The sequence below is a fragment of the Levilactobacillus cerevisiae genome, assembly GCF_003946245.1.
GTDB classification, from domain to species: Bacteria; Bacillota; Bacilli; order Lactobacillales; family Lactobacillaceae; genus Levilactobacillus; species Levilactobacillus cerevisiae.
Genome location: NZ_RHNN01000013.1, coordinates 80,683 through 99,158, shown reverse-complemented (window position 1 = coordinate 99,158; position 18,476 = coordinate 80,683). Strand labels below are relative to the sequence as shown.

General features: G+C 50.2%; 11 protein-coding genes. 1 reads left to right on the top strand and 10 read right to left on the bottom strand.

The features are described from left to right. Positions 1–387: 387 nt before the first annotated feature. The 5 genes from EKM99_RS08110 to EKM99_RS08090 all read right to left on the bottom strand — a co-directional run bounded on the left by EKM99_RS08110 (position 388) and on the right by EKM99_RS08090 (position 6,112). Complete coding sequence (locus EKM99_RS08110) at positions 388–1,983, bottom strand: DEAD/DEAH box helicase (RefSeq protein WP_125582644.1); 1,596 nt, start codon at positions 1,981–1,983, stop codon at positions 388–390. Positions 1,984–2,175: 192 nt separating this feature from the next. Then, complete coding sequence (locus EKM99_RS08105; RefSeq protein WP_125582642.1) at positions 2,176–3,561, bottom strand: UDP-N-acetylmuramoyl-tripeptide--D-alanyl-D-alanine ligase; 1,386 nt, start codon at positions 3,559–3,561, stop codon at positions 2,176–2,178. A 216-nt stretch (positions 3,562–3,777) separates the two neighbouring features. After that, positions 3,778–4,563, bottom strand: coding sequence for a hypothetical protein (locus tag EKM99_RS08100; protein ID WP_125582640.1), 786 nt, complete (start codon positions 4,561–4,563; stop codon positions 3,778–3,780). Between the two features lie 74 nt (positions 4,564–4,637). Continuing rightward, positions 4,638–5,528, bottom strand: a complete 891-nt coding sequence (gene htpX / locus EKM99_RS08095; protein WP_125582638.1) for a zinc metalloprotease HtpX — start codon at positions 5,526–5,528, stop codon at positions 4,638–4,640. Positions 5,529–5,536: 8 nt separating this feature from the next. Continuing rightward, entirely contained in the window at positions 5,537–6,112 is a 576-nt protein-coding gene (locus EKM99_RS08090; protein ID WP_125582636.1) for a LemA family protein, read from the bottom strand. Positions 6,113–6,215: 103 nt separating this feature from the next. Here EKM99_RS08090 and EKM99_RS08085 point away from each other — a divergent pair, with 103 nt between their 5' ends. After that, positions 6,216–6,677, top strand: a complete 462-nt coding sequence (locus tag EKM99_RS08085) for a low molecular weight protein-tyrosine-phosphatase (RefSeq protein ID WP_125582634.1) — start codon at positions 6,216–6,218, stop codon at positions 6,675–6,677. 71 nt (positions 6,678–6,748) lie between these two features. On the opposite strand, the gene EKM99_RS08080 is transcribed toward EKM99_RS08085, so the two are convergent. The 5 genes from EKM99_RS08080 to EKM99_RS08060 form a co-directional block, all read right to left on the bottom strand. Next, the gene (locus EKM99_RS08080) at positions 6,749–8,989 is read right to left on the bottom strand and encodes an L-type lectin family protein (RefSeq protein ID WP_125582632.1); all 2,241 of its coding nucleotides are present in this window, start codon (positions 8,987–8,989) and stop codon (positions 6,749–6,751) included. Positions 8,990–9,267: 278 nt separating this feature from the next. Next, positions 9,268–11,613 carry a lectin-like domain-containing protein gene (locus tag EKM99_RS08075; RefSeq protein WP_125582630.1) on the bottom strand — a complete coding sequence of 782 codons (2,346 nt, stop codon included), beginning with the start codon at positions 11,611–11,613 and terminating at the stop codon, positions 9,268–9,270. A gap of 487 nt (positions 11,614–12,100) precedes the next feature. Beyond that, positions 12,101–14,290, bottom strand: coding sequence for an L-type lectin family protein (locus EKM99_RS08070; protein WP_125582628.1), 2,190 nt, complete (start codon positions 14,288–14,290; stop codon positions 12,101–12,103). A gap of 527 nt (positions 14,291–14,817) precedes the next feature. Continuing rightward, a complete protein-coding gene (locus EKM99_RS08065; protein ID WP_125582626.1) occupies positions 14,818–16,992 on the bottom strand; it encodes a lectin-like domain-containing protein in 2,175 nt (724 codons plus the stop codon). Positions 16,993–17,395: 403 nt separating this feature from the next. After that, positions 17,396–18,457, bottom strand: a complete 1,062-nt coding sequence (locus EKM99_RS08060; protein ID WP_225419820.1) for a DUF916 and DUF3324 domain-containing protein — start codon at positions 18,455–18,457, stop codon at positions 17,396–17,398. Between the last annotated feature and the right edge of the window lie 19 nt (positions 18,458–18,476).

Below are 18,476 nucleotides of genomic sequence, written 5' to 3'. Positions count from 1 at the left end.
TCACCAGATTTGAAACCCTATTTTTTACTAAGGAACATAAAGGTTAGATAAAAGTCCTACTTTTTCAGCAGTCCCACGCGAGGCAACTGGTTCCGCTTAACAACATAACGGAAACGACCCAGACCTAGGGCTTTCGTTTAACACTTTCTTGTTTTAGGTCGTTAGTCTTGCTCTCGCCATTAAATCCCAATACTGGCAGCCACCGAAACGTGCTACGCGAGCCAGGTCCCTGCGCTTAACCCAGCTAAGAAAACATCCCAGGCCCAGGGATATTCCCTTAGCTACGTTAATGCTCAGGACCTAAGCGGCTCGCTCCGCACTCTTATACACAAAAAGCCCCCACCAGTATGCGACTGGTGGGGACCCCTCTAATCAATTTAAGTGAAACTAGTCTTTCTTACGAATGGTGAAGCCGCGGCTGCCACCTTCGTTACGCCGACCACTGTTGCCGCCGTTACTGCGACGGTTCCGGTTGTCGCCATGACTCCGTGAATCGTGGGAATCATGGTTGCGGGAGTCATGACTGCGTGAGCCGCCATGGCTGCCACCGTTACGTGAATCATTGTTACGATGACCACGATAGCCACCGCCGCCATTACCACTACGACGGTGATTCCCACCACCGTGATGGTAACCGCCACCACCATGACCCTTGCCACCGCGCTTAGGCAATGGCCGTTCTGGGGTGATCTTAACGGGTACTTGGTTACTGTCCTTGGTTAAGTCGTTTAAGAGCGCTGCAACTAAGTCTTCAGCATCGTACTGGCTTAAGAGACCTTCAGCCGTCTTGGCATACTTTTCAGTATCCGTCTTGGCAACCAATTCGTCGACTGCTGCTTTAGCAGCACCCAATTGGCTAACCAGGGCTTCTTCATCCGAAGGTGGCTTCAAAGGCAACATACGCACCTTGGTGAGCTTTTCGATTTCACGCAAGTAATCCATTTCGTTAGGGGTGACAAAAGTCATAGAAACCCCATGCTTCCCGGCACGACCGGTACGGCCGACACGGTGAACATAACTATCTGGATCTTGTGGAATATCGTAGTTGTAAACGTGCGTCACGTCGTTGATGTCGATCCCACGTGCTGCCACGTCAGTCGCAACCAAGATGTCCAATTGACCATGACGGAATTCGTTCATGATTTGGGTCCGACGCTTTTGCGTTAAGTCACCATGAATCCCAGCAGCATTGTAGCCACGGGCTTGGAGCCCACTGGAGATTTCATCAACTCGACGCTTCGTCCGTGTAAAGACGATGGTCAGGTCTGGTGATTGCACGTCGAAGAAGCGCGTCATCACATCAAATTTTTCGAAATCACGTGAACGGACGTAGAATTGATCGATTAAATCGGTCGTTAATTCCTTGGCCTTGATCTTCACGTGCTTAGGATCTTGCATGAATTGAACACCAACCCGCTTAATTTCGGGTGGCATAGTTGCGGAGAAGAGCATCGTTTGACGCTTTTCTGGCAATTGCTTGATGATGTCTTCAATGTCATCCAAGAAACCCATGTTTAACATTTCGTCGGCTTCATCCAAGACCAACATTTGAACATGGTCCAGCTTCAGCGTATGACGGCGAATGTGGTCCAATAAACGACCCGGGGTCCCAACAACCACTTGCGGGTGGTTCTTTAAGGATTTAATTTGGCGACGAATGTCAGCCCCACCGTAAACGACTTGGACGTTTGCCCGTTCGTTACGGCCTAATTTATAGATTTCTTCTTGGGTTTGGATAGCAAGTTCCCGCGTTGGGGAAACAACCAACGCCTGAACGTTTTCGTTGCTCTTATCGATCTTCTCCAAGATTGGTAAGGCGAAGGCCGCAGTCTTCCCTGTCCCGGTTTGGGCTTGTCCAATCACATCTTGACCAGCCAAAACCATGGGGATTGTCTCGGCTTGAATTGGGGTCGCTTCCTCGTAACCTGCTGTCGTAACTGCTTTCAGTAGGTCATCGGAAAGACCCAGTTCTTTAAACTTCAAAAATATTTTCCTCCTAAATGGGTACGTCGCCCTAGTGCCTCAGAGTTCTTGGAAAAAATCCGTTTTCCGTGATGCGGACAGTGATTGGCTAGAGCGGGGTAAGTTCGTTTCATAAATACAACTAAGCCATCATACAACGATGAAACAAAATAAGCAACTCCCACGACTTGCGGAAATTGCTTGGTTTTCATTTTAGTTTTCAGAAGAATCCTGTAAGGCCGCCAACACACGCTCTAAATGAATGCCGTGTGACCCCTTCAATAAAATCTGATCAGCAGGTGTTAATTGCGCCTGTAAATCTGCTGTAAGCGTTGCCAGGTCGGCACTTTGGTAATGACTGACGGCTAGCTCTGGTGACTGTTTGGCGAGCGCTGCTTGTAACGCCAGCATATGGTCGCCGACCAGGTAAACGTGGGCGATGGCCGCTGGGTCGATGGCGTTTGCCAGACTCGCGTGCATCGCATCTGCCTGGTCACCCAACTCAAGCATGTCACCCAAGACGACGTACCGTTTGCCAGTCACTGGTGTCTGCGAGAATGCTGCTAAAACCTCCTTGACAGCCGTTGGATTCGAGTTGTATACATCGCTCAAGATAGCTGCGCCGCTGGTACTCTTGACCCATTCAGCACGGTTCTCAGTCAAATTAACCGTCTTCAGTGCCTGCCGCATGTTCTCGGGCCGAATCCGGTAAACGTTCCCAACTGTCAAAGCAGCCAGCGCGTTATTCACGTTATAGGTCCCAATCATGGGAATCGTAAATGTGACTTCTGGCCACTGATTCGTGGTGAATTGGGTTTCGGTCGACGTGCCCATAACGCTGGTGGCGTTGATCGTATCCGCAACCGTTTGACCAAAGGTGAATTGCCGTTGGGTCAAGTCGGCTGCCCGTTCCTGTAGTAACGGTTCATCCCCGTTGTAAACAAAGATGCCATCGTCGCTCAAGCCATGGGTAATTTCCATCTTGGCATCAGCAATTTTGTCTCGTGTCCCAAAGAACTCGATGTGCGCTTCGCCAATCATGGTAATCAACGCGAGGTCCGGTGACACCAACTTGCTCAAAAAATCGAGCTGGCCGGGCCGATCCATCCCCATTTCAACGACCAGCATCTCCGTGTTGGGTTCCATCGAAAGCACGGTCATGGGCACGCCAATTTCATTATTGAAGTTGGCGTGTGTCTTGGTCACGTTAAACTGCGTGCTTAAAACCGACGCAACCATGTCCTTGGTAGTCGTCTTGCCGTTACTCCCCGTGATGGCCACGACTCTTGGATTAATCTTAGATAGGTAGTATTGGGCGAGCGCTTGCAATGCCTTCAGCGAATCGGCAACCTGAATAACGGGAAAATCCGCCGGTGCGGTCGCCAGGTCACGGGCCCAGAGTGTTGCGACAGCCCCGTGATCGATAGCGGATTGCACAAATTGATGGCCGTCCTGTTCGCCGGTCAGTGGAATAAAGAGTCCGCCCGGTTGGAGGTGGCGACTATCAAAGGCCACACTCGTTACACTAACACTACGCCATTGTTCGAAATCATTGATTGCTCCGACAGCATGAGCAATTTCAGCAAGCTGCATCTTCATGTTTTCTACTCCTAATTTAACGAAACGATCCCCTTGACCGTTTCGGTTTCAATTACTAACCGAGCATACTTCTACCACACTCGGCCTGTTCCGCATTAGATTCTGAGTCACATTATACCATGGAATCTCGTCACCTAACTTAAAAGTCCTGCAAAAAGTTCCCCAGCGACCACGCAAAAAGAGAGCCAGACACCAGTCCAGCTCCCCTCATTCAGCTTAAATTAAATCGCCAACATCACTAAAAACTTGATTGTCGTGAATGCTCAATGCCCATTCACGCGTGGCTAAATCATACCGCAAACTGGCAACCTCACGTGAATCCGCGTAAACCTCTTCTTGCGAATACCAGGTGTTCTGCCGCTCTGGATGGGTAATGGCCCGTACCGGAATTACGTAGATGCGGTGGCGTTCAACCAATTGGTCAAACGCGACAATCATGCCGTCCATCAGGCCCTGCGTTAGCTGCAACAAGATTTCATGTGGCACGTCCGAAATAGCCAATGGTCGTGCAAATACCCAACGGTTATTGTGCATCGCCCGTAAATGCCGCTTGATACTCACCTCGAGCACGTGATCAAAATCTGACAGGTGCCGATAATAAGTCTTATAGAAGCCATCACGCAACGTCAAATAGGCGTACTCATTTTGGAGCTTGGCATAAAATGGCGTCCGCAAGTGGGTTTCCATGTGCGCCAAGTACAGGAGCTCCGCAATCTCACTCGGCAACAAGAAGTCCAAGTCATCCCCGTGCGCATAGTCTACCCACTTGACGGGATGTTCATGCTTCGCTAACAGGTAGCGGCGAATCTGTGCTTGTCCCGTGACCGTCTGCAAGCGCGTGTGCGGATTAATCTCCACGTCGTTGCCCGCTTCTTCGTTCAGCAAAAGCAGCTGATCTGGTATGGCTGGAACGCCATTCAAAAAATCAGCTGATGAAATACCCAACGAATAAATCATGTTCGTCACGGGTTCTAGACTTAGATAGATAAAATTTCCGCGCATGGTTGCACACTCTTTCCCCTAGTTTCAATCACACTTAATTGTACTACGAAAAGGTGCCCAACCGCTCACTATTTTTACATTTTTTCCAACCGGGCAATCCGGTCTGCAATCGGTGGGTGGGTCGCAAACAAGTCCGCAAATTTCTGCTTGTGCTTGAAGGGGTCACTAATGTAGAGCGCCGCACTGTTTGGGTCGGCTTCCTTCATCGGTGCACTATCGTCAATCTTCTGTAACGCGCTGATTAATCCCTGAGGATTCCGCGTCAGTTCAACGCTGGACGCATCCGCCAAATATTCCCGGTTCCGGGACAACGCCATTTGGGCAATGCTGGCCGCTAATGGCGCCAGAATAACCAGAAAAATCGAAATTACAATGCCGATCACGTTGCCACCGGAATCGCGATCATCTCGACGCCGACTACCGCCCCACCAGAACCAGTTGCTGGCAAAATTCACCAGTAACCCGATTGCAGCGGACAAGGCCAAAGCAATCGTCTGCAGGCGGATATCGTAGTTGCGGACGTGAGACATCTCATGACCAATCACGCCTTCCAACTCTTCACGGTTGAGCCGGGACATAATGCCACTGGTCACGGCCACTGCGGCGTGTTGGGGATTATTCCCGGTCGCAAACGCATTGGGACTTTCATCATCAATGATAAAGACCCGGGGCATTGGTACCTGAGCAACGAGCGCCATGTCCTCAATCAAGTGCCACAGTTGTGGTGCCTGACTGACGTCGGTAATCTCACGCGCATGATTCATGCTCATGACCACGTTGGTCGACTGACTGATCATGATGAGCATGTACACCACCGCGACTACGGCCGCAATGATGGTCCCAGATAGCCAATTATTCCAGAAGAGATACCCAAGGGCAGCACCCAGCGCTAAAACGAGAACACCAAAACCAAACATGACGTATCCCGTGCGACGTTTATTCGAGGCAATTTGGTCATACAACATGTTATCGCCTACTTATCTTGGCCAAAGTCATCGAAGTTAACCTTCGGCGCAACTTTTTCTTCTTCAGGAACTTGCAGGTAGTCGCTCTCTTGGAAATGGTGAATCTTCGCGACAATGTTACTTGGGAACGACTGAATCTTAACGGTTAAGCTAGCAACGGAACTGTTGTACAGTTGCCGAGAGTAAGCAATCTTGTTTTCAGTATTGCTCAGCTCTTCCATTAACTGGGTAAACTGCGTGTTGGCCTTCAGGTCCGGATAGTTTTCGGACAGGGCAAATAAGGACCGTAACGTGGTAGAAAGTTGGTTGGACACTTCCATCGTTTGTTGGTGATCATCCGCCGGAACAGCCGTCAATTGATTCCGCAGCTCAACAACCTTCTTCATCGTCGACTGCTCGTAGTTGGCGTAGCCCTTCGTGGTCGAAACCAGGTTGGGGATTAAATCATTCCGTCGCTTCATTTGCACGTCAATCTGACTCCACGACTCTTGCACATTGGTCCGGGTCCGAATCAAGCCGTTATAAGAACTAATATACCAAACGGCCAGCAAGACCAGGACGATGATTAAAATAATTGCTACCATATGCTCACTCCTCCTATTTTTTCTGGTACACTCATCATAACAAACGCTAAGGACGGACTCCAGCAACTACGCCCGTCTTTACCATTAATTAGGAGGTTACCACATGCAACACGTGCTCTTTGTTTGTCTTGGCAACATTTGTCGTTCTCCCATGGCCGAGGCTATTTTCAACCAGCTGATTACGGAACGCCAGCTAACTAATCAGTTCACCTCAGCTTCCGTGGCCACTAGTCCCGAAGAAGAAGGCAATCATCCCCATCCCGGGGCACTGAAAGCCATGCGTGCTCACGGACTAGATGCAAGCCAGCACCGTTCACGGCCGATTACGGCTGAAGACTTTGCCTGGGCCGACACGATTATTACCATGGACCACAGCAACGTCTACAATCTCCAGCGGCTAGCCCCCACCCTAGAAGATCAGGCCAAAATTAAACTCTGTTTGGACATTCTGCCGGGGCGTGAAGGCGAAGCTATCGACGACCCGTGGTATACCCATAAATTTGAGTTGACCTATCAAGAACTGGCCGAGGCATTACCAGCCTGGTTAGACGAACTTTCTAAATAATCCGGATTCGTTAGGAACCCTTAACTGCCCGCACGAGTTGCGCCTGTCATCAGTTAAGGGTTCTTTTTTCACTAGGCCGTAATCGTATTGGCCAGGGTCCAGGTAATCTCACCTGAATAGTGACCTACCACGGCACTCGAATGTAATTGCAGGAGCAGTCCCCGGTCACCCGTCTTGTTGCCCGCAATGGCGGTGACCGCCTTCAAAGCATCGCCCACCACAGGTGGCTTCGTAGCGATCCGTTGTTGTGTGGCCGAGAGCGGTAGTCGTTCCGTTGGTGTTACATACTCTAACTGTCCCGCCAAGGTAGCCTGCTGCGTCGTTTGTAAGGGCGCGACACTTGCCGACAGCTGCCAACTGCCCGTGACGCGCGTATCCGCCACGGTTAGGTCAAAGGGCTGTGTGGGATACACCTTGGTAGCCTGGCCCGTTAAGTTAGCGTGAAAATTTACCGCCTTCGTAATCGTGCCAAAGTCCAATTGTCCCTTGAAGATGTGCACTTTCACTGACAGGGACTTGTTGCCTTGGTCATCAACTGCGGTCACACACAGCTCATTACTGCCATCCTGCAAATCAGCTGCTGAAAGTGTCTTTCGAAAGGTCTGCCCGTCCGCAATCTCACCCAATGCCTGTTCGGTCGGCATCGCTGTGCCGTTGAGCTCATATTGCAGCGTCACAGTGGGACTTTGCAGAGCCGAATCCAGAATGGCAACGTGCCCACCAACCGCAACTGACTGACCGGTCGCAACTGCCAAGTTCGTTTCGTCTAATTTAACTGCGAGCTTGAGCAAGGGATCGACAACCAAACCAGGTGTCGTCGCTTCTTCCACCGCTTCCGTACCATTGAAGTTACTGGTCGCGGGGGCCACGGAACCGGGACCCGCGTCAACCTTTCCCGTCAGATGGATGTATACCGTCGTGTGGTCCTGATCCAATTTGTCCGCAATCTGTTGTGCCACTTCATGATTGGCCAACGCTGCTGGTGAAAGTCGCTGTGGTTGGCCACCATCTGCTGGCATGATTGTCCCACTCTCAAAGGTCAGGTGCTTAGGAAGTTTGAGCTTCGCCACCACATTGTGCCAGTCAGACTTTCCTTTGATATAACAGACTTTATAGTCCAACGCGACTTGGTCACCCTCGGTAACGTGACCACGACTCTGCTCATCCGCTGCAGGCGTGAGGTCCTTGCCCTGCGTCACATCAATCAGATGCACTTCAGCGGTGGCATCAACTAGGTCAGGAATTTGGTCGAAGACGACTAAGTTATTCTCAAAATAGCCCCCCGTTGAACCGGTAAATCCCCACCTAGCCGTGCCCAGCCCGCCTGGATCAATGATGTCCTTGTCAATCTGAACTGTCCGGGACTCCCCCGTCTGCGGCACACCGGTCTGGGGATCCTTATCGTCAAAGGTATACTGCATTTCCCCCTTGCGCGGATTATCATCTGCCTCTTGGCTATACCGGAGGGTTAAGTGATGCCATTTTCCATTAGATAAAAAATTATAATCCTTGCCTTGGATCAGGCCCTCATGCCTGAGCGAGTAGTAGTATCTTTTGTCAGTAAAATCTCCAAAGTCCCAACCTGGTCGCTTACCATCCTTGGTATGGTAGACCGTATGCTTCTCATAACTGAAAAAGCTCCCGGGATAGTTCGACGCAATATGGGGAAATAAAATTTTGTCTTGCGAACTGTCCGTATCAAATGACCCCGTTGTCCCGGCACCATCGTAGGTCTTGTCTTTGTTCACATAGGTATCAAACTCCAGTGCCCAACTCTTTTGAATCGCAGAGAACGCCACATTATCCGGCAGAGTTGCGCTATTGTCCTCATCATCGCCCCATACGCCTAAGGTCTCACCATATGTCTGCCCCTTAAACTTGGTCCTAGCATCCTTACCATCATTTTGCAGGACGAAAGCCATGCCATCGCCGGCACTGTTTCCCTTTTCGCTAGCCGCACCCCCGTGACCAAAGTAAAGCCACATGGATACCGTCTGATCACGATTCAAATCAAATGTATTCTTGTCGTTAGACCAGAGCGTCCCTAATTGATGCGCCCCATTCGTCAATTGGACCGCCTCCGTATTGGGACTTTCCGGGTTGGTCGTCTTCACCGTGACGGCGGAGTTAGTCTCCGATTCAGGCGTATCGAAATAGTAAGAGAGGGGGATGCCTTGGGGGGCAGATGCCAAAGCCGCATTCAAATCATCGAAGTCATGATCAAAATCTCGGGCCTGGACTAGTAATGGTTGTGCCAGCATGATCAAAAAGCTTAGTCCCAGCACCAGAACCCAAATCATCAAAAATCGCAAAAGCTATCCCTCCCCTTAACTACCTGTATCGCCGCCCAAATACGGCCCTTTTACAAATAATTTTATATTATTGCGTGTGTAATAATAACACCCATCACTGTTTAGAAGACAGTATATCACATTCAAGTTGAAAATAAAGCTTAAATACTGATATAACAATATTTATATCGAATTGTAGCAAAGTTAGGTCATCCCGTCTTTTGCAGTTAAAGATTTACTTCTAGTCAAAAGAAGCCAGTCACATCTCATGACTGGCTTCTCAATACTTATAATAATTTTCACTTAGGTGCGTTGACCAAATCCCAGTCAATCTCACCCGTGTAGCTCCCAACAACCGCGCCACTATTGACTCGAAGGCGAATACCGGTATCACTTTGCCAATCGTTGGCTGCGTTTGTCGTCGTGACCGTACCATCACTGCTGCCACTGGCCGTTCCTGAATCGATCAGAACGGGATTCGTACTAGACAGCGTGCTCGTATTGTTATCAGCATCCGTATAAATCAGCGCACCATCCAAGGTATATTGCCCGGTATCCGTTGCCGAATCAGTGGTCATTGGTTGGGCCGTTGCGTAGAGATACCACGGTGAATTCGCCGTTCGTGAATCAGCCACGTCCAGATTAAATGCCGTGCTGTCCCGATTCAACGTCTGACTGCTCCCCGTTAAGAAAGTAGTTGGAAATGTCATAGTCGTGTCAACGTCGCCAAACGTCAGGTCGCCAACCGTTATCGTAGCGGTAGCTGGATCTGAATCAGTTCCGCCGGTCGATGCCTTCAGGCTCAAATCATGATTTCCTGCCGTGGTTAGTTCGCTGGCGGGGACCGTGAACGAGAATGCCCGACTAGCCGTACCGTCGTCCGCAATCGTCAAATTCTTAATATCCGCATCACTACCGCCCAACGTCGCGGCTAACGAAATATCGCTGGCCCTAGTGGTTGCATCTGCCAAATCGATGGTCCCCTTAACCGTTGCGTCATCCCCCTTATTGACGTTTAACGTACTCGTTTCCGAGTCGATGTTCACGCCAATGGTGGACTGCTGAATATTAAATTGCGGCGTTGTTGCCTGGATTAACGCGTTGGTCCCAATTATTTGGCTGACCTTCGCGTCGGAACTGGTGGTCGTGCCACTGTTGTCCACCGTTCCGTAGAGCACAATTTTACCAGATGTTTGTTTATCATCGGTCGCGTCGGTTCCCGAGAGTAGGGTCATCCCGGAATCTCCCATCGCCACCTTCAATTTTCCACTGGACTCGGTTAAGTCGCTGATCTTGGTTGCCGTAGAATCATCGTCCCGTTGGTAAGTCCCGGAAGTCAGCTTGATGCCATCCGGAATATTCAGGGTCGCGTTAACCCCCGTCCAATCCTTATCACCGTCAGCCCAGTTAAAATCATACTCAAGTTTCACGGTTGAGCCGCCAGAGACGGTATCCCCAGAATTAATGGTCGTTCCCGTATCCTTAGATTTGTCGGTAATTTTCGTCAGCGTGGCCCCAGCATTGACTCGCACCTGACCAGGAACCTGTTCAAAATCAACCAGCGCGTTTTCTGAGCTTGCCCCCGTCGACCCGGTAAAGCCCCAATAAACTTCATGATCAGAGTTGGAAAAATGAAATTCAGAGAAGTTGATGGGTACCGTCGCACTCCGAGCGCTACTAGGTGTGGCTGCCCCCGTATCTGGATTTTTATCATTGTACGTGTATTTCATACTCCCAGCCGCGTCAGTTGCAGTGGGATCCGTTGGCGCCGTGTATTCCAGGGTAACGTGGTGCCAAGCGCCATCAGCAATGAACGACGTACTTCCTTGTTGCAACAGGCCGTCGTGTTTGAGTTCGTAGTAATAGTAGGTACCAAACTGAAGCATCCCAGTTGAGGTGAACTGACTTTTAGGGATGTAGTAACTCTGGTCCCCCGGATAGCCACTAGCAATGTGCTGGCCACTGATGCTCATCCCCGTTGCCGTTGTTCCGCCGTTCTGTACGGTACTGTTAGCACCAAGATCAAATTCACCCGCATCACCAGGCGTCCAAACATTGTTCCCAAGAGTTGAACTGCTTGCTGGATCGTAATTATTGACGTTGGTGTCAAATTCCAACGCCCAACTATTTTGAATGGCGCTAGCAGCTACTGCACTGGCAATATCTGTTTTGCTCTTGGTATTATCCATCCCCCAGGTACCAAGCGCTTCTCCGGTGCCGGAATAAGCATTCGTGCCACCGTTTTGCAGGACGATTGCCATCCCATCCGCCGGTCCATCATTTTCCGATCCTTTACTTGCATAGATCCAAGCGGAGAGGTATTGATTCTTGTCTAAGTCAAAATAAGCCCCTTTGGACCAGATTGACCCCCAGCTATCGGTATCGGCACTGTTAGAAATCTGAACGGCTTGGGTATCTTCAACCCCAGGAGTCGTGACGTTTGAAATTGATGCTTCGTTGGCCGTGGTACTCTTGCTGTTGGTCCCCTCCGTGAAGTAGCCATCAGCATTAATCGGTAGTCCTTGTGGCGCCGTGTTCAGTACCGTCGCCATTGAATCCCCAACAGCTGCTCGGGCGGAAACTGTTCCCTGGACCCAGCCAGTCATGCCCGCAACAACCACTAGTCCTGCCATCATCATCTTCATCCGCGCTCTCATCGCTTGAAAGCCTCACTTTCCACCCACGTCATTCTTCAACCACGGTAGGTTCAGGCTGTCCATTGAAGCCCCTCGTGATTGCTTTGTTAATTGCTAAATTGAACTTTCTTTTGTCATCAGACGTAGTCAACGCCTTCATTTCAATAAATACAGTATACCATTATTTGTTTGATATTATAAAAATAATACTAATTAATCCATACACGAAACCGGCTCCCGATAAACCGGTTAAAGGGTGTTTCGCGTGTATTCTTGTCGTCCAATAATAATCAGTAAAAAGCACAATTTTTGTCCTTATTATAAGAAATGTAACGTTTAGTAAGCACCCTTTTGCCATTTTATTTCCAAACTAAAGGAGGGGCCAAAGCAGCATTTCGCCACTCTGACTCCTCTTGCTCACTCTTCATTAAGTTAAGGGCCCTACACAACCAATAGCCCTAAAATTCATTTAACTCACAATACGTCGCGCACATCCCTAGCTAACCCCATTGATCAACGACCAGGTCACTGTCCCAGAATAATCATCCTGCAAGGCATCACTGTTAGTCTTCAGCAGCAGGCCCGTATCCGCCGTCCAGCCGTCCACGACGTTGGTAGTCGTGTCCGTACTGTTATTTTCATGGGTCATGACGGTCATCGGTGTCGAACCGAGCACGGTTGTATTGTGATTGCTGTCCACGTACACCAGACTGCCCTTCAGCGTATTATCCGGTATGTTTTTACCCGTAAACGGTGTCGTGGCGGCTTGCAGCGTCCAACCGCTACCGGAACCACGACTATCATCAATGGTCAACGACCAATCATCATTCCGTTCAATCGTCGTCGCCTGACCGGTCAAAACCGTATCGGCAAAGGAACTATTCGGTGCCACCGTGCCAAATCCCAGCGCACCAATAGTCACCGTCACCGTGACGGTCCCAGAGGAATCGCCATTGTCATCGGTCGCGTACAGATCAATCGTATTGGTCCCTTGTTTAAGGTCAGACCCCTTCACAACCGAACTAAACGTCTGCGAGCTACCAGTCCCGTCAAACTTCGTGGTCGTCTCATCCCCGTTGTTCACCGAACTGTGCAGCGTAAAGGCAGAACTAGTGGTAGCGCCAGTTAACGATGCGCTCCCCGTTAAGGTCGTCGTATCCGTTGGCGCCATGCTGACGGTCGAATTAGACGTTAGGTTTAGGGCCAAGGTCCCAGTAGATTTCTGAATGGTAAAGCCAGCCGCTTCAGCCGTCGCCAAGGCATTGCTGCCCCGGAAAGTGTTGACGGTGCTGGAAACCGTCGCGTCCACGTTATCCGCACGGCCGTACAAAGAAATTGTAGCGGTTGCGCCACCACTGCCCGTACTACCGCTGTTGTCCAACGTTTTCTGCAAGGTATAGTCCAACGCCTGCCCGCTCAGGCCATCGATTGGAATCGTCTCCGTGGTGCCATCCGCATAGGTGACCTTAGCCGCCGTCAGCGAAACGTCGGTGGGCACTTTAATTTGCGCTTGAATTGCTTTCCAAGGTGTCCGGCCTTCGTTATAAGTCAGGTTATAATCCATTCGCAACCGGTCACCACCGTTAATCGTGGCTCCATTAGGAATGGCCGCGCCCGCGGTAACATCGGTAACCGTGGCAGCCGCACTGGCATCAACCAATCCAGGAATCTGTTCGAAGACCACCAGGTTATTTTCGTAGTTATCCCCGGTGGATCCAGTGAATCCCCATTTTGCCATGGTAGCCGTTGGTGAAGCAGGATTGGTAGCGGGCGTTAGCTTTGTTGGATCCACTTCGTATGAGTTACTTTCACCAGTTTCGGATTGCCCCGTGTTCGGGTCCTTATCGTTAAACGTATAGGTCATATTGCCCTTCCCACCAGTCGTGGTCGGTGCCGTGTATTGCATGGTAACATGGTGCCATGCACCATCGGACAACGACGTGACGTTCGGAACGACCCCTTGATGATTCATGGTAGTCGCGTAATTATTATCGCTATAATATCTTCTGTAATAAGTGCTCGACTGTGCCGGATAGGCGGACGCAATATGGGGATTCTTGGTTTCCGGCTTTGAGGCTCCAAAGTTCACCTTGTAGTAGTCAAAGTCCGTCATATTTGCGACATTAGAGCTTGGATCCTGCGTATTCGGAAACGTATCAAACTCCAGCGCCCAACTAGCTTGAATAGCACGACTAGCAACACCGCCAGTGGCACTAGTCGTATAATCATCCGGATACCCCCAGACACCTAACGACTCACCACTAGCAGGTAACCCGTCAGCGCTCTTGGTTGAGGTTGCGGCAGTTCCTCGGGGATCATTTTGCAAAACGAAAGCCATCCCGTCACCGGCACTAGTTCCCCGATTGCCAAAGTAGACCCACATTGAAGCCTTTTGATTTCTCGTTAAGTCAAAGTAATAATCGTCGTCAGCCCAAATCGTCCCCAACTGGTTCTTATCATTGGTTAACCGTACCGCTTGGGTCGGATCCGTACTACTCTTGTCATCCGTCACCGTCGCCGAGTTGGTCCCCGTGAAATTCCCCGGTGTGAAATATTGCTTGATACTCAGCCCCTCAGGCATTGACGCCACCGCATTACCAAAGTCCGTAGCAGAATCAGTTGTCGAATCTGCCCGAACTGTCGTTGCTTGCAAGCCAAACAATCCCAATGCCAGCAGTAAAGTCATTAAACTTACGATTCCCGCTCTTAGCCGCATAAGATTTTCAAACTCCCTTCCTCAACTTTTCTCTGTGCGGCCATTCCCGGTGATCGCACGCCTATGTATCCGCTCTCATTGACTCATTCTTTTCAAGTTACTTAATTATCGGTTACAGATTTAATAATCTGTTACACAAATTATTCTTGCCCTAGTCACGGTTCGATTTAAAAAAATCAGTCATATCAACTATCCACTAACCTTTATTATAACTTGGAATGGCGAATAAATAAAGTTTGTTCACTTGACCTACCATAAAACAATGCTTGCATTATCTATTACCAGTTTTACCTATTCACACAACAGACACGTTCTGTATCAAACCAATCACCGCCAGCATTTTTCAAGTCACGCAATGGCAGCATATCAACCCTGTCATTAACGATTCCCGGGACACAAAGAGGGTGCAGACATTATCCTTTACGATAATCGTCTACACCCTCATGCAATTCTCTACTTGGCTAGCCACAGAACCGAGTCATCTTCACCTAACACCCTCATTCAGGCGCATTAGCCAGGTTCCAGGTGATTTCACCCTGATAGGTACCGTTCACGGCGCTACTATTCACGTGTAACAGCATGCCGGCATCGCTATCCCAGTTGGTGGCATCGGTCGTGTCATCGTCACTGGTGGACGTGTGCGTGGCCACTGGTACCGCTGAATCCGTGCCAATGACCGTCGGCGTTGCGGTTGCCGTTGACTTGTACATCAGGGTCCCGGCCAACGTGGCAGACGGCGTCGTCGTGGAGGTCATCGGCTTTGTCATCCGCGCCGTCAACTCCCAGGTCGAACCGGTCCCCCGGGCATCGTTCACCCGTAACGCCCAGTCGCCCTCACGCGGAATCATTTGCCCCGTGCCGTTCAGCGCCGTATCGGTAAATGAAATCTGCGACGGCACGTGGTCGTAGCTGAGAATGCCCGCCACGTTGATCAACACGGAAATGTTGGCCGATGAATTCCCCGAGGCATCCGATACGTACAGGTTCAGCGTATTCAGCCCCGTCTTCAAATCGCTCGCTAATGGCTGATAGCTAAAGTTCCCGGTGTAACTGCCATCACTCTGTTTGGTCGAATCAAAATCTGAGGTGGCAATATCCTGGTCGTTCAGCGTCGGGTGCAGGGTAAACTGGGCATTGTCGCTAGCGCCCTTCAGCGTTGCCGTCCCCGTGACCGTTGTCGTCTTACCAGGCAGAACACTGACGGAGCTGTCACTCGTCAAAGCTGCGGAGAGGTCGACATCAGAGTGGGCAATTTGAAAGCCGACCATATCAGCAGACGCAATCCCCAGCGGCGCACTGAATTTGCTAGTGGTTGGGGCCACAACGGTCTGAGACGATGGATTGGCTGCGGTCGCATTCAGCGAAATTGTCGCCGTTGGATTACTGCCCGTAAACAACGACTTCTTGAGCACGTAATCCAGTTCCGAACTGCCTGCCTTGTAGCCAGAGAGATCAACCGTCTCCTGCGTGCCGTCCGCATACGTCACCGTTCCGGAATTGACCGTGACGTTGGTTGGTATCTGTATCTTGGCATCGATACTATCCCAAGGTTTTCGTCCCGAATTATAGGTTAGATTATAATCCAACCGCAGGCGATCCCCGCCCATGATTGCCGCGCTGTTTGGAATCTCCACGTTGTCTTCCGTTCTATCGTAAATTTTGGCGGTCGCACTGGCATCAACTAATCCAGGAATCTGCTCAAAGACGACCTGATTCGTTTCAAACGATTGCCCCGTGGAACCCGTAAAGCCCCACATTGCTTGACCGGTGTTTTCAGGATCGACCGTGGCCGTATCAATATCAAGGGTTTGCGTCATTGCCGCGGTCGTCGGGATAGCCGCGCCCGTCTCAGGATCCTTATCATTAAACGTGTACTTCATTTCCCCCGTCCCCGGGTAACTCGCTGGTGCTTTATATTGCAGCGTCAAGTGGTGCCATGCGCCGTCAGATAAGGGCGTTTGGATAATTCCCTTGTGTAGCATCACGGTATAGTATTGCCCACCGTAGTACCGCCGGGAGTATGTGGCTGATTTATTCGGATATTGCGAGGCGATGTGCGGCTTCTCTGTATCTTGGCTCGACACATTTGGAACGTACAGGTCGAAGTCGGTCGAATTTTGAACGTTGCTTGAGAAGGGCTGATCATTGACGAAGGAATCAAACTCCAACGCCCAACTATTTTTGATTGCCTGGTCAGAGACAACGCTGCTTTGTAGCGTCGTGTAGTTGTCTGGGCTGCCCCAGACACCCATAGTTTCGCCCACGGCCGGTTTGTTCGTTAGCGCTGTCCTGGAAACGGCGGCATACTTATCGCCATCGTTCTGTAGCACAAATGCCATCCCGTCACCCGCTTGATCTCCCTTGTCATCAAAGTACATCCACATCGAGGCCTTTTGGTCCTGCTTTAAATCAAAATAATAGCCATCTTCATTCGCCCAAATGGTTCCCAACTGATTGGCCGCATCCGTCAATTGGACCGCCTGGGTCTGGCTCCCCGCCGTGCTGTCATTAATGACCGTCGCCGAGTTCGTCGCTCCCGTAAACGTTCCCACCTGAAAATAGGGTTTAATAGGCAATCCCTCCGGCATGGTCGCCGCCTGAGCAACCGTCACCCCACCGATCAGTGCCGTAAGCGCTGCCAATCCACTTAACCATAAAGTCCGCATCTTCATCGCTGACACTCCCCTCGCTGTCTTTCTAGTCGGTCCTCAACTTTGTCACCTTGGTAGCCACAGCCATTGGTCCCCAAAACCATTGCTTCAGGCTGTCTTACACACAGCGTTACGCCTATCGTAATCTGTGGTCCTTTTTCAATAAAATTCGTGATTGCCTACTTGATTACCGCCTTCAATATCTAATCCTATTATACGATGATTCTTGTAGCGATTAACCCTAGACAACGCTTTTAACCCCATCAGTAAGGGATATCATTGGCTTGCTCTGTTAACTAAACTTACCTACGCTATTCGGGTGAAATTCGGTGACACCCGGAATAATTTTGTACGCAAAAAAAAGCGTTACGCACACCGCCAGCTGACACTGGTCGGGCACACGTAACGCTCATGAGAAGCTTATTTATTTCGTCGAATCCGTCTTGTCGCTTGCGACGTCATCGTCATCTTTGCGCCGGTTCTTCATTAACAAGTAGATAATGATGATCAGCAACAGGAGAATCAGAATTCCACCGGCCACGAACCACCAGAAGTAGTTCTTTTGTTGCGGCGTGTTAATCTTATTCTTTAATTGATTGATTTGTGCTTGGGTAACCTTGAAGTTCTTGACGAAGTGCCAGTGGTAACCGCCCTTGGCGTAGGCGTCCAGCGTCAAGGTGTATTCGCCAGCCGTTAACTGCTTGCTACCCCAAGGAATCGAGTAGTTGAAGTTAGAGTTTGGCGCCATTGACATGTTACTCTTCTCGTTGCTCAAGACCGTCTTGGTTTCGTTGGCCTTGGTCACTTTGGAGTTGACCTTTAGCTCACTCATCAGACCTGGACGAGGATTTTGTAAATTGGCTTGGATTTGGTTGTAGGAGTTGATCTGTCCCGCTTTAACCGTGTTTAACTTCATGTCAGGCGCAACGTCAACGCTGCTTTCCCGTAAACGGACCCCAATGACGTAGGCGAAGGCGTTCTTGATGGTCACACCTTTTTTCGCGCTGGAACTGTCATTTGAGGTTAACTGCTTCACGTAAACCCCACCTAAAATCATCCCGTCAATCGTCTTGGCAGGCATGGTGTAGGAAACGGAAACCTTCTTGGTACTCTTGGCAGAGACATTCACCTTTTGTGTGCTGTCCTTGCTGAAAATATCCTTGATGCCGACCTTCAGTGAGCTGTCTAACGTTGGGTTGGCTTTGCTGTAGTCGATGACCCCGTTGTCGTTGGTAATCGCTTGGTTGACCCCAACCTGGAACCGTTTCATGGAATTACTCGTGTTGCGGATCACAATCGTCAGCTTCTGTTGCTGCTTTGGCTTAACCCGTAAGGCAAAGTAGGTAACCTTCTTGTCATCCTGGTTCTTCGGTAAAACCGCACTGACCGAGTAACCCACACTTTCGGCGTGTGCAGTCTGTTGGTACCAGCCAAACGCCATCAGTAACGTCCCTAATGTTACTAAAATTCTAACCCAACGTTTCATGATTCTCCCAACCTCCATA

Coding starts and splice junctions, on each gene's coding strand:
- EKM99_RS08105 (WP_125582642.1), bottom strand. CDS start 3,561: ATGAAGATGCAGCTTGCTGAAATTGCTCATGCTGTCGGAGCAATCAAT.
- EKM99_RS08100 (WP_125582640.1), bottom strand. CDS start 4,563: ATGCGCGGAAATTTTATCTATCTAAGTCTAGAACCCGTGACGAACATG.
- htpX (WP_125582638.1), bottom strand. CDS start 5,528: ATGTTGTATGACCAAATTGCCTCGAATAAACGTCGCACGGGATACGTC.
- EKM99_RS08090 (WP_125582636.1), bottom strand. CDS start 6,112: ATGGTAGCAATTATTTTAATCATCGTCCTGGTCTTGCTGGCCGTTTGG.
- EKM99_RS08085 (WP_125582634.1), top strand. CDS start 6,216: ATGCAACACGTGCTCTTTGTTTGTCTTGGCAACATTTGTCGTTCTCCC.
- EKM99_RS08075 (WP_125582630.1), bottom strand. CDS start 11,613: ATGAAGATGATGATGGCAGGACTAGTGGTTGTTGCGGGCATGACTGGC.
- EKM99_RS08070 (WP_125582628.1), bottom strand. CDS start 14,290: ATGACTTTACTGCTGGCATTGGGATTGTTTGGCTTGCAAGCAACGACA.
- EKM99_RS08065 (WP_125582626.1), bottom strand. CDS start 16,992: ATGAAGATGCGGACTTTATGGTTAAGTGGATTGGCAGCGCTTACGGCA.
- EKM99_RS08060 (WP_225419820.1), bottom strand. CDS start 18,457: ATGAAACGTTGGGTTAGAATTTTAGTAACATTAGGGACGTTACTGATG.